The sequence below is a fragment of the Helicobacter pylori genome, from assembly GCF_014497725.1.
GTDB lineage: Bacteria > Campylobacterota > Campylobacteria > Campylobacterales > Helicobacteraceae > Helicobacter > Helicobacter pylori_DE.
Genome location: NZ_JACTGF010000002.1, coordinates 157,886 through 170,429, shown reverse-complemented (window position 1 = coordinate 170,429; position 12,544 = coordinate 157,886). Strand labels below are relative to the sequence as shown.

Annotated in this window: 9 protein-coding genes and 1 pseudogene; 9 read left to right on the top strand and 1 reads right to left on the bottom strand. The window is 38.4% G+C overall.

The window, feature by feature from the left end; all coding sequences use genetic code 11:
* Positions 1 to 5 precede the first annotated feature (5 nt).
* The 9 genes and pseudogenes from gyrB (at position 6) to H7N69_RS02675 (ending at position 10,312) form a co-directional block, all read left to right on the top strand.
* Positions 6 to 2,327: a DNA topoisomerase (ATP-hydrolyzing) subunit B gene (gene gyrB / locus H7N69_RS02715; protein WP_187884726.1), complete on the top strand. Its 2,322-nt coding sequence runs from the start codon at positions 6 to 8 to the stop codon at positions 2,325 to 2,327.
* Positions 2,328 to 2,372: 45 nt separating this feature from the next.
* Positions 2,373 to 3,365 carry an adenine methyltransferase gene (locus H7N69_RS02710; protein WP_187884816.1) on the top strand — a complete coding sequence of 331 codons (993 nt, stop codon included), beginning with the start codon at positions 2,373 to 2,375 and terminating at the stop codon, positions 3,363 to 3,365.
* The gene (locus tag H7N69_RS02705) at positions 3,352 to 4,107 is read left to right on the top strand and encodes a R.Pab1 family restriction endonuclease (protein ID WP_187884725.1); all 756 of its coding nucleotides are present in this window, start codon (positions 3,352 to 3,354) and stop codon (positions 4,105 to 4,107) included. The genes H7N69_RS02710 and H7N69_RS02705 overlap by 14 nt, the downstream gene beginning before the upstream one ends.
* A 213-nt stretch (positions 4,108 to 4,320) precedes the next feature.
* Positions 4,321 to 5,541, top strand: a complete 1,221-nt coding sequence (csd3, locus tag H7N69_RS02700; RefSeq protein WP_187884724.1) for a peptidoglycan DD-metalloendopeptidase Csd3 — start codon at positions 4,321 to 4,323, stop codon at positions 5,539 to 5,541.
* A complete protein-coding gene (locus H7N69_RS02695) occupies positions 5,541 to 6,179 on the top strand; it encodes an NUDIX hydrolase (protein WP_187884723.1) in 639 nt (212 codons plus the stop codon). Before csd3 ends, H7N69_RS02695 begins: the two co-directional genes overlap by 1 nt.
* A 10-nt stretch (positions 6,180 to 6,189) precedes the next feature.
* Positions 6,190 to 7,524 carry a plasminogen-binding protein PgbA gene (pgbA, locus tag H7N69_RS02690; protein ID WP_187884722.1) on the top strand — a complete coding sequence of 445 codons (1,335 nt, stop codon included), beginning with the start codon at positions 6,190 to 6,192 and terminating at the stop codon, positions 7,522 to 7,524.
* A 1-nt stretch (position 7,525) separates the two neighbouring features.
* Positions 7,526 to 8,905 carry a glycolate oxidase subunit GlcD gene (gene glcD / locus H7N69_RS02685; RefSeq protein WP_187884721.1) on the top strand — a complete coding sequence of 460 codons (1,380 nt, stop codon included), beginning with the start codon at positions 7,526 to 7,528 and terminating at the stop codon, positions 8,903 to 8,905.
* 21 nt (positions 8,906 to 8,926) lie between these two features.
* Entirely contained in the window at positions 8,927 to 9,691 is a 765-nt protein-coding gene (dapB, locus tag H7N69_RS02680) for a 4-hydroxy-tetrahydrodipicolinate reductase (RefSeq protein WP_187884720.1), read from the top strand.
* 431 nt (positions 9,692 to 10,122) lie between these two features.
* Positions 10,123 to 10,312: pseudogene (locus tag H7N69_RS02675) on the top strand (urease-enhancing factor).
* A gap of 738 nt (positions 10,313 to 11,050) precedes the next feature.
* On the opposite strand, the gene glnA reads toward H7N69_RS02675, so the two are convergent.
* Positions 11,051 to 12,496: a type I glutamate--ammonia ligase gene (gene glnA, locus H7N69_RS02670; protein ID WP_187884718.1), complete on the bottom strand. Its 1,446-nt coding sequence runs from the start codon at positions 12,494 to 12,496 to the stop codon at positions 11,051 to 11,053.
* Between the last annotated feature and the right edge of the window lie 48 nt (positions 12,497 to 12,544).

Sequence of the window (12,544 nt, the reverse complement as noted above, 5' to 3'; positions counted from 1 at the left end):
ATTGAATGCAAAATTACCAGAGCCATAGTATTAAGGTTTTAAAAGGCTTAGAGGGGGTCAGGAAACGCCCTGGAATGTATATTGGCGATACCAATATAGGCGGGTTGCACCACATGGTGTATGAAGTCGTGGATAACGCTGTAGATGAGAGCATGGCGGGCTTTTGTGATACGATTAACATCACTTTGACTGAGGAGGGGTCATGCATTGTAGAAGATAACGGGCGAGGCATTCCTGTAGATATTCACCCCACGGAAAAAATCCCCGCTTGCACCGTGGTTTTAACGATTTTGCATGCGGGGGGCAAGTTTGATAATGATACTTATAAAGTTTCAGGCGGTTTGCATGGCGTGGGCGTTTCGGTTGTGAACGCTTTGAGCAAACGCTTGATCATGACCATTAAAAAAGAGGGTCAAATCTATCGCCAAGAGTTTGAAAAGGGTATCCCCATTAGCGAGCTTGAAGTCATTGGCAAAACCAAAAGCGCTAAAGAAAGCGGCACGACTATTGAATTTTTCCCTGATGAAAGCGTGATGGAAGTCGTTGAATTTCAAGCGGGTATTTTGCAAAAACGCTTCAAAGAAATGGCGTATCTTAACGACGGCTTAAAAATTTCTTTCAAAGAAGAAAAAACCCAACTGCAAGAGACTTATTTCTATAAAGATGGCTTGAAACAATTCGTGAAAGACAGTGCCAAAAAAGAATTGCTCACCCCCGTTATTTCGTTTAAAAGCATGGATGAAGAAACGCGCACTTCTATAGAGGTCGCTTTAGCGTATGCTGACGATTACAATGAAAACACTTTAAGCTTTGTGAATAACATTAAAACTTCTGAGGGCGGCACGCATGAGGCGGGCTTTAAAATGGGCTTGTCTAAGGCGATTTTACAATACATTGACAATAACATTAAAACCAAAGAGTCGCGCCCCATTTCTGAAGACATTAAAGAGGGCTTGATCGCTGTTGTGAGCTTGAAAATGAGCGAGCCTTTGTTTGAAGGGCAGACTAAATCCAAACTCGGCAGTTCGTATGCGCGCACATTGGTTTCAAAATTAGTCTATGATAAAATCCATCAGTTTTTAGAAGAAAACCCTAACGAAGCCAAAATCATTGCCAATAAAGCCCTACTAGCCGCAAAAGCCAGAGAAGCCAGCAAGAAAGCCAGAGAGCTTACAAGGAAAAAAGATAATTTGAGTGTCGGCACTTTGCCTGGAAAATTAGCCGATTGCCAGAGCAAAGACCCTTTAGAGAGTGAAATCTTTTTAGTGGAGGGCGATAGCGCGGGAGGGAGCGCTAAACAAGGGCGCGATAGGGTTTTTCAAGCGATTTTGCCCTTAAAGGGTAAGATTTTAAATGTGGAAAAAAGCCATTTGTCAAAAATCCTAAAATCAGAAGAAATTAAAAACATGATCACGGCTTTTGGGTGTGGCATTCAAGAGAGTTTTGATATAGAAAGATTGCGCTATCATAAAATCATTATCATGACCGATGCTGATGTGGATGGGAGCCATATCCAAACCTTGCTGATGACTTTTTTCTATCGTTATTTACGCCCATTGATTGAACAAGGGCATGTTTATATCGCTCAAGCCCCTCTTTATAAATACAAGAAAGGCAAGACAGAAATTTATCTTAAAGACAGCGTCGCTTTGGATCATTTTTTAATTGAGCATGGCATCAATTCGGTGGATATTGAAGGGATTGGCAAGAACGATTTGATGAATTTGTTAAAAGTGGCGCACCATTACCGCTACGCGCTTTTGGAATTAGAAAAACGCTACAATTTGCTAGAAATTTTACGCTTTCTCATTGAAACTAAGGACGCTTTAAGCCTTGATATGAAAGTTTTAGAAAAAAGCATTTTAGAAAAATTAGAGGGCTTGAATTATCAGATCTTACGCTCTTTTGCCACTGAAGAAAGCTTGCATTTGCATGTGCAAACCCCTAAGGGCTTGGTGGAATTTAATTTAGATGACAACCTCTTTAAAGAAGTGTTGTTTGAAGAAGCGCATTACACTTATCAAAAGCTTATGGAATACAATTTGGATTTCCTAGAAAATAAGGATATTTTGGCGTTTTTAGAAGAAGTGGAAAATTACGCTAAAAAGGGAGCGAATATCCAGCGCTATAAGGGGCTAGGCGAGATGAACCCTAATGATTTGTGGGAAACGACCATGCATAAAGAAAACCGCAGTCTCATCAAACTCAAAATTGAAGATTTGGAAAAAACCGATGCGATCTTTTCGCTTTGCATGGGCGATGAAGTAGAGCCTAGAAGAGCCTTTATCCAAGCGCATGCTAAAGATGTGAAACAACTGGATGTGTAAGGGGTTTTGATTAGAACCCCCAAACATTTAACCAAGCAAGAGAGCGTGAATTTAGGGGCTTATTACACGCCCCCTTATTTAGTGGATTGCGCTTACAGGCTTTTAAAAAAGCATGTTGGTATTGAAGACTACACGCTTTTAGACACCGCATGTGGCAATAAAGAGTTTTTAAAACTCCAACACCCTAAAAAAATAGGAGCGGATATTGACCCTAAGTGTGGTGCTTTAATAATAAACGCTCTAGTTAATCCTAAAAGAGAAAATTATGGCATTAGCCAAGATGAACCTTTAATCATCGTGGGCAATCCCCCCTATAACGATAGAACTTCCTTTATCAAACAAGATATTAAAAATAAAGATTTTATTTTTGAGATAGACAACGATTTGAAATCCAGGGATTTAGGGATAAGTTTTTTAAAATCTTTTGCAATTTTAAAGCCGGCGTTTATTTGCGTGTTACACCCTTTATCTTACCTCATCAAAGAAGCTAATTTTAAGCAATTAAAGCTATTTAAGGATCATTACAGGCTTTTAGACGCTTTTGTTGTTTCTTCTAAATCTTTCACCAAAAGTAACGAATTTCCTATTGTGATAGCTTTATATGAGCGAGGACGAATGGACTATGCAGATATTAGGCGTTTTGTTTTTCCAACTGATTGCGATACAACGCTATGCTTAAACGATTTTGACTATATAGCCAACTATGTGGATAAATACCCTAACGCTAAAAAGGTTGGGGCATGCGTGGGCTATTTTTTCCCTATGCGAGACATCAACGCTCTTAAACGCAACAAAACTTTTTTAAACGCACCAAGCGAAAATGCGGTGCGTATCAGTCAAGACAAATTGATTTATTACCAATATATCCATTATTTTAAGGAAATCGCCCCTAAAATCCCTTATTATTTTGGTAATTTGGATATTATCATTGATCATTTCGCTTTTTTAGAAATTAAAGACGCTTTTTTAAAAGATAAACGAGCGCGTTTAGAATATTTTAAAAAATTGTTTCAAGGACACCCTTGTGAATTTGATTAAGATTGATAATAATAAAAAAGTGATTGAGGTTTCTATTCCTTTAACTTCAATTTCAGGCAAAGTGCGTGTGAAAATCAGGCATGCCTTTAGCGATTATGGCATTTCAACAGCGACCAGAAAAATCCCTTTTAGTTTAAAACATTATGTAGAGTGGCAAATCGGTTATGATGTCCCCATTAAAGATAAAGAAAAATTTAAACTCACTACTTTAAAAGATGAAAAATATCATTTTTTAGGGGCTAATAATAAAGTAAAGACTCTTTATGGATTGAGTGAGATAATCTATTACGCTAAGCAATTAAATTTAATCAGTTTAGAAAATTTAGAAAATACTTTAAAATATTTAGAAAAACAAAAACAATTTATAGAAGATAATTTTATGATTACAAGAGAAAGATTTAGATTACATCAATTTAGTGGCATGGATTTTGAACTTTCACGCATTTCTTACCCTTTACTCATTCATTCTTTCAACGATAATCAGTTGAGCGAAATTGTTATTAGGGAACAACAATATGGCTCTAAAACCCAAGCCATGCTGTATTTTTGCTTTTCTATTTTGGAATTAAAAACCGCTACTCCCTTATTAAATAGAACGGCTGCACTCAAAGAACATGCTCTTTTAACCATCCATAAAACCAACGCTCTCATGTTTTTAGAAATGCTTAAAATTTTTGGACTTTTAAGCCAAGCGCACCATAGCGATGTGTTAAAGATTTTAGAAAAAATACTTCAAAATTAACTAACGATACAAATTGTTAAAAAGAGAATGAATATCTAACGCTACAAGATCTAGGCGAGATAAACCCGTTTATGGGGAATAACCATGCATCAATAAAACGCGCTTCATAAAGCTATAAAAACAGGGCTAGGCTTTAAACTTGTATCGTTTTTCTTTAATGGCTTATGTTATACTAATAAAATACAGATTTGATTGAAGGCATTAAACGACTGCATGGTATTTTTTCATAAGAAAATTATTTTAAATTTTATCTATTCTTTAATGGTTGCTTTTTTATTCCCTTTATCCTATGGGGTTCTTTTAAAAGCCGATGAAATGGCTAAAGAGCAAACTTTATTGGTGGGTGAAAGGCTTGTGTGGGATAAGCTCACGCTGTTAGGGTTTTTAGAAAAAAACCATATCCCTCAAAAACTCTACTACAACCTAAGCTCTCAAGATAAAGAATTGAGCGCTGAAATCCAAAGCAATGTTACCTACTACACCTTAAGAGATGCTAACAACACGCTCATTCAAGCCCTTATCCCTATAAGCCAGGATTTGCAAATCCATATTTACAAAAAAGGGGAGGATTATTTTTTAGACTTTATCCCCATTGTTCTCACTCGTAAAGAAAGAACCCTCCTTCTTTCCTTACAAACTTCGCCCTATCAAGATATTGTCAAAGCCACCAATGACCCCCTTTTGGCCAACCAATTGATGAACGCGTATAAAAAAAGCGTGCCTTTTAAACGCCTGGCAAAAAACGATAAAATCGCTATCGTTTATACAAGAGATTATCGTGTGGGGCAAGCGTTTGGCCAACCGACCATTAAAATAGCCATGATTAGCTCTCGCTCTAACCAATACTATCTCTTTTCCCATTCAAACGGGCGTTATTACGATTCAAAAGCGCAAGAAGTGGCAGGGTTTTTACTAGAAACCCCGGTGAAATACACCCGCATTTCTTCGCCTTTTTCTTATGGGAGATTCCATCCTGTCTTAAAAGTCAGACGGCCTCATTACGGCGTGGATTATGCGGCTAAACATGGCAGTTTGATCCATTCTGCTTCAGATGGCCGTGTGGGTTTTATAGGGGTTAAGGTGGGGTATGGGAATGTGGTTGAAATCCATTTGAATGAATTGCGTTTGGTGTATGCTCACATGAGCATGTTTGCTAAGGGGTTGAAAAAAGGCTCGTTTGTTAGAAAAGGGCAAATTATAGGAAGAGTGGGGAGCACCGGTTTAAGCACCGGGCCGCATTTGCATTTTGGCGTGTATAAAAACTCCCGCCCGATTAATCCTTTAGGCTATATCCGCACCGCTAAAAGCAAATTACACGGCAAGCAAAGAGAGGTTTTTTTAGAAAAAGCTCAGCATTCTAAGCAAAAATTAGAAGAACTTCTTAAAACCCATTCTTTTGAAAAAAATTCATTTTATCTTTTAGAGGGTTTTTAATGTCTTATTTTAAGAATGCTTTCAATCAAAAATCTTTAATAGATGATTCTAGTGTGTATTTAGAGCCTTGTTCTAGCTCTAATTTCATAGAATTAAAACGCATGCATTATAATGAAGAGAATACTAAGAAAACATGGGATATTATTAAGTCTTTAGACAGCGTGGCGGTTTTACTCTATGAAAAAGAATCCGATTGTTTTGTGATTGTGAAACAATTCCGTCCAGCCATTTATGCGCGCCATTTTCATTTTAAGCGCGATCAAGATCAAAATATTGACGGATACACTTATGAATTGTGTGCAGGGCTTGTGGATAAAACTAATAAGAGTTTAGAAGAAATCGCTTGCGAAGAAGCGCTAGAAGAATGCGGTTATCAGATCAGCCCTAAAAATTTAGAAACCATAGGCCAATTTTATAGCGCGACCGGGTTGAGCGGGAGTTTGCAAACGCTCTATTACGCTGAAGTGCATAAGAATTTGAGGGTTTCAAAGGGTGGGGGGATTGATGCCGAAAAGATTGAAGTGCTGTTTTTAGAGCGATCAAAAGCTCTTGATTTTATAATGGATTTTCAATACGCTAAAACCACCGGATTGTCTTTAGCCATTTTATGGCATTTAAAAAAGTTTAAAAATGTTTAAAAGGAATTTTATGTTAAGGCTTTTGATAGGACTTCTTCTAATGAGTTTTATAAGCTTGCAATCAGCCTCTTGGCAAGAACCCTTAAGAGTGAGTATAGAATTTGTGGATTTGCCTAAAAAAATCATCCGTTTTCCGGCTCATGATTTGCAAGTGGGGGAGTTTGGTTTTGTGGTTACTAAACTTTCAGATTATGAAATCGTTAATTCTGAAGTGGTCATTATTGCCGTTGAAAATGGAGTCGCAACGGCTAAATTCAGAGCGTTTGAGTCGATGAAACAAATCCATTTACCCACTCCAAGAATGGTCGCTAGAAAGGGGGATTTAGTCTATTTTAGGCAATTCAACAACCAAGCGTTTTTAATCGCTCCTAATGATGAACTCTATGAGCAAATCAGAGCGACTAACACTGATATTAATTTTATTAGTTCTGATTTGTTGGTTACTTTTTTGAACGGGTTTGACCCAAAAATCGCTAATTTAAGAAAAGCGTGCAACGTTTATAGCGTGGGGGTGATTTATATTGTAACCACGAACACGCTCAATATTTTAAGCTGTGAGAGTTTTGAAATTTTAGAAAAAAGAGAGTTGGATACAAGCGGCGTTACTAAAACTTCTACGCCGTTTTTTTCTAGGGTTGAGGGCATTGATGCAGGCACGCTAGGGAAACTTTTTTCAGGCAGTCAATCTAAAAATTACTTCGCTTACTATGACGCTTTAGTCAAAAAAGAAAAACGAAAAGAAGTAAGGATTGAAAAGAAAGAAGAAAGGATTGATGCTAGAGAAAATAAACGAGAAATCAAGCAAGAAGCCATTAAAGAGCCTAAAAAAGCCAATCAAGGCACAGAAAACGCTCCCACTTTAGAAGAGAAAAACTACCAAAAAGCAGAGCGAAAACTTGACACTAAAGAAGAAAGGCGTCGTTCAAGAGATGAAAGGAAAAAAACTAAAGCCACCAAAAAGGCTATGGAATTTGAAGAAAGAGAAAAAGAGCATGATGAAAGAGATGAAAAAGAGACTGAAGAAAGAAGAAAAGCTTTAGAAATGGATAAAGGCAATAAAAAAGTCAATGCCAAAGAAAACGAGCGAGAAATCAAGCAAGAAGCCATTAAAGAGCCTAAAAAAGCCAATCAAGGTGCAGAAAACGCTCCTAAAGAGAACAACGCTTCTAAAGAAGAGAAAAAACCAAATTCTAAAGAAGAAAAACGCCGCTTGAAAGAAGAAAAGAAAAAAGCCAAAGCCGAACAAAGAGCGAGAGAATTTGAACAAAGAGCGAGAGAGCATCAAGAAAGAGATGAAAAAGAGCTTGAAGAGCGAAGAAAGGCGCTAGAAGCGGGTAAAAAATAACATGTTAGACCAACAACACATTAAATATTTTAAAAACCTAGTAGGGGGAGAGGATTTTTTCACTGATTTAGCGCATTTGAACGCTTATTGCTATGACGCTACCAAAGAAAGGCATTTGCCTAGTGGTGTGATTTTCCCTAAAAATGAGCAAGAAATCAGCCAGATTTTAAAATATTGCAACGAGCACCGCCTTATCGTTGTGCCTAGGGGGGCTGGGAGCGGTTTTACAGGGGGGGCGTTGAGCGTGAGTGGGGGGCTAGTTTTAAGCGTAGAAAAGCATTTGGATAAGATTTTAGAGATTGACACTAAAAATTTGATCGCTAGAGTAGAACCGGGCGTGATTAACAAGCATTTCCAAAACGAAGTGGAAAAATTGGATTTATTCTACCCTCCAGACCCAGCGAGTGAGAGTCAAAGCACTTTAGGGGGGAATGTCGCCGAAAATGCCGGTGGCATGCGCGCGGCTAAATACGGGATCACTAAAGATTATGTCATGGCTTTAAGGGTGGTTTTAGCGAATGGCGAAATCATAAGGGCGGGCAAAAAAACGATCAAAGATGTCGCCGGCTTTAATATCGCAGGGCTGATGATCGCTAGTGAGGGGTGTTTGGGTGTGATTTCTGAAATCACTTTAAAGCTTTTAGCCAAACCGCCCCTAAAACAGAGCGCGATGGGGGTTTTTAACCATATTGAAGACGCCATGAACGCCGTTTATAAGACGATGAGCAGTGGCGTTACGCCTGTAGCGATGGAATTTTTGGATAATTTGAGTATAAGGGCTGTGGAAGAACGATTTTCTAAAGGCTTACCCAAAGACGCTGGAGCGATACTCATCACTCAAGTGGATGGCGTGGTGAAAGAGCAGATTGCATGGCAACTCAATGAAATAGAAAAGCATTTTAAAGCCAATGGTTGCGTGGGTTTTAAGATCGCTCAAAACGAACAAGAAGAGCAGGATTTATGGTTTTCAAGGCGTAACGCTTCTCAAAGTATTAGCGTTTATGGTAAAAAGAAATTGAATGAAGACGTGACCGTTCCTAGGGCGAGTTTGCCGAGTTTGTTGCAAGAAGTCGCCAAAATCAGCCAGAAATACGGCTTTAAAATCCCTTGCTTTGGGCATACGGGCGATGGCAATGTGCATGTGAATATCATGCTAGAAGATCCTAAAAGGGATTTAGAAAAAGGCCATAAGGCTATGGAAGAGATTTTTCAGGCCGCTATTAGTTTGGAGGGGACTTTAAGCGGGGAGCATGGCATAGGCTTGTCTAAAGCCAAATTCATGCCTTTAGCGTTTAATCATGGTGAAATGGAGCTTTTTAGGAATATTAAAAAAGCTCTTGATCCTAATAATATTTTAAACCCTTTTAAAATGGGATTGTAAGATTTAAAGCAAGGAAAGCACATGAAAATTGGTGTTTATGGAGCGAGCGGTCGTATAGGGAAATTACTTTTAGAAGAATTAAAAGGGGGGTATAAGGGATTAGTGCTATCTAGCGTGTTTGTCAGGCAAAAATGCGAAACGGATTTTAGCCATTTTTCGCACCCCCCTTTAGTAACCAACGATTTAAAAGCGTTTGTGAGGGCATGCGAATGCGTGATTGATTTTTCTTTACCTAAAGGCCTGGATCATTTGCTAGAGGCTCTTTTAGAATGCCCTAAAATTTTAGTTTCTGGCACAACCGGTTTAGAAAAAGAAACGCTAGAAAAAATGCAACAATTAGCCTTAAAAGCGCCGCTTTTGCACGCGCATAACATGTCTATAGGGATTATGATGCTCAACCAATTAGCCTTTTTAGCTTCTTTGAAATTAAAAGATGCGGATATTGAAATTATAGAAACGCACCACAATCTCAAAAAAGATGCCCCGAGCGGCACGGCGTTGAGTTTGTATGAAACTTGCGCTAAGGCTAGGGGGTATGATGAAAAAAACGCCCTCACCACTCACAGAGAAGGTTTGCGCTCTAAAGAAAGCATTGGCATAGCCGCTTTAAGGGGGGGCGATGTCGCTGGGAAGCACACGATAGGGTTTTATTTAGAGGGCGAATACATAGAGCTTAGCCATACGGCGACTAACCGATCTATTTTTGCTAAAGGGGCTTTAGAAGTGGCTCTGTGGCTTAAGGATAAAGACGCTAAAAAATATGAAATCAACGAGATGTTTGGTTGAATGTTTTAATTCTTTTTGTATAAATAATTCACGCTTTTACGATGAAATATTTCCCCTTGTTAGCCTTACTAAAGGGCTTTTACTGCTATAAGGGATATTGCTGACAATCAAGCTGTATTGGAAGGGTTTGTTTTTTTTAAGAATTGATCTTGTCTTGTGCGGTTAATAACACAAGGTGGGTGCAACAAGACCTACTATAATTTTAATTCAAGGAGCCTAACCAAAATAAAAGGAGAAATTTTAGTTAGGGCTTTATTATAGCAAAAATTATTAAGGATTTACAAAGGGTAGCGTTTCTGGTTGGGATTTAGAGCGTTATTTTGATTGTTTTGAGTTCCATTTACTTTTTGTTTCATAATAAATCTTAACTATCATAGACGCATGATTAAAGTATTTGAGTTATTAAAAATTTTAAAACAAAAGGATATAAAATGAAAACCATTAGAAATAGCGTATTCATTGGATCTTCTTTACTCGGCGGTTGTGCGAGCGTTGAGACTCGCTTTGACGCTCTGCGTGTCGCTTGCATTAAAGATGCTTTTATAGAAAAAGAATTATGCTACACGCCTAAGGACTTTGGAAACCCTTATTTTAACTAATCAAACCGATACCAGGCTCTAAGGGTTTCTTCTTAAAAAATATTTTGGCTCTTTTGGCTCATGTTGGTTGAGCCAAGCGTTTCAAAAATTTCAAAACTTCAAAAATTTCAAAACACAGAAAACACAGGATTAAAACAAATTTTTTGCTTTTTCAAGAATAGTGAAGTGCCCAAACGCTAAAGACATGGGTTTTTTAGGCTGATGTTGGGGGAGAGTTTGGCTTTCACTCTGTGTCCCTATGATTAGGGATTTTACAGAGCTTGAGCGTCCCAAGCGCGTTCGATTTCCCACGCATCACATCTTTAAAGGCGTAACTCCCAACACTTCTTGCCGTAGATACGAATGCATGGGGATATTATAAATGAGTAGCATTCATTCCAAACGCTAAAAATGTTGGGGGATTTCTGCTAAGTTGTTTTAAAACTTTATTTTATGGTTTTAGGTTTTATTTTATTGTAAAATTCTTAAGGAGATAGGGGGTATTTTGAAGTCATTCTCCACCCTTTTAACCCCCAAAAACTAAACCCCCTAACCCCAAAAGACCGCATCATAAGAAATCATCGCTCGCTTTTCGCAAGCTCTTTTAACATTTATCTTAAAAAATGCCTTTAAGCTATTTTTTAAATTTCACGATCAATACCCTATTAGAACAAAACTAAAAAGCAAAGAAAATCAATTTTTCCAACCACTCTTTTTAAAAATAAGGTATTTTTTCCTTATTCTAAACTTTTAGAGTGGGATTATTAACCCACTCATTGTTTTAGCATGAATAAGTGGTGATAAATTCAAAAGGATGGGGTTTGCTCTCCCATGGGAACACTTCAGCGTTGAATTTAAGAGACTGATAAGCTTGAATAAATTCTTCGCTAAAGACATGACCTTCTTTTAAATACTGCTTATCGGCTAGCATTTCTTCTAACGATCGCCTTAAAGTGTGGGGCATTTGTTTGATACCCTTTTCTCTGATTTCGTCCAAAGTTAGCTTGAAAAGGTTAATGTCCATCGCTTCGCCGGGATCCATTTTATTTTTAATGCCATCAATGCCCGCCATTAAAATAGCCCCAAAAGCCAAGTAGGGGTTTGATGAGCTGTCAGGAAACCTGAATTCAAACCTCGCGCTGTTTTTAGAAATCCCATAAGGGATACGCACGCTAGCGCTCCTATTGCTGGCTGAATAAGTTAAAATGGATGGGGCTTCATATCCCGGAATCAGGCGTTTGTAAGAATTAGTGGAAGCGTTAGTGAAAGCGGCTAACCCTCTAGCGTGGCGCAACACGCCCCCTAAAAAATGCAACGCAAACTCGCTCAAGCCCTTGTAAGTTTCGCCACCAAAAAGGTTTTCGTTATTTTTCCAAACGCTCACATGGGTGTGCATCCCGCTCCCATTATCCCCATATAGGGGTTTTGGCATGAAAGTAGCCGTTTTCCCGTTTAAATGAGCGACCATTTTAACCACATATTTGAGTTTTTGGACATTGTCAGCGGCTTCCACTAAATCCCCAAATTTCACGCCCACCTCGCCTTGCGCTTGCGCGACTTCATGATGGACGACAAAAGTTTCTAGCCCCACTTGGTTTAAGACTTTCACGATTTCTGTGCGAATATCCATCATCGTATCCGTTGGAGGCACAGGCATATAACCTCCTTGCTTGCCCGGTCTATGCCCAAAATTGACGCCATTTTCAAAGCTTTTATCCCTATTCCATTCGCCCTCTTCGCTATCCACTTCGTAGTATTGGGAATTGGAAGCGTCTTTAATCTTAATGGAATCAAAGATAAAAAATTCATTCTCCGCGCCAAAATAAGCCACATCGCCTAAGCCCAAATCTCTTAAATGTTTTAGGGCTTTTTTAGCGATACTTCTAGGGCATTTTTCATAAGGCTGGTTTTTATACACATCATACACATCGCAAAACACGACCGCGCTCACATCCGCGCTAAAAGGGTCAATGAAGTAACGCACTAAATCGGGGGTTAAAATCATATCCGAGTGTTCAATGCCTTGCCAGCCTTTAAAAGAGCTCGCATCAAAAGGAATCCCTTCTTTAAACATGCCATGCGTTAAAGCCCCAAAAGAATAAGCGATATGATTCCAAGTGCCTTTAATATCGCTGAATCTAAAATCCACAAATTCCACTTCATTTTCTTTGCAAAATTCAAAAAATTCTTTGATCTTGCTTTCGCTATTTTGAGTTCTTACTACCATTAACCACCTTTAATTGTTATGAATTGAGTTTGATTGATAGGGGTGATT

Bases quoted from the DNA above. Each gene is read 5' to 3' on its own strand.
- dapB (WP_187884720.1), top strand. From the start codon at position 8,927: ATGAAAATTGGTGTTTATGGAGCGAGCGGTCGTATAGGGAAATTACTT.
- csd3 (WP_187884724.1), top strand. From the start codon at position 4,321: ATGGTATTTTTTCATAAGAAAATTATTTTAAATTTTATCTATTCTTTA.
- H7N69_RS02695 (WP_187884723.1), top strand. From the start codon at position 5,541: ATGTCTTATTTTAAGAATGCTTTCAATCAAAAATCTTTAATAGATGAT.
- pgbA (WP_187884722.1), top strand. From the start codon at position 6,190: ATGTTAAGGCTTTTGATAGGACTTCTTCTAATGAGTTTTATAAGCTTG.
- glcD (WP_187884721.1), top strand. From the start codon at position 7,526: ATGTTAGACCAACAACACATTAAATATTTTAAAAACCTAGTAGGGGGA.
- glnA (WP_187884718.1), bottom strand. From the start codon at position 12,496: ATGGTAGTAAGAACTCAAAATAGCGAAAGCAAGATCAAAGAATTTTTT.
- gyrB (WP_187884726.1), top strand. From the start codon at position 6: ATGCAAAATTACCAGAGCCATAGTATTAAGGTTTTAAAAGGCTTAGAG.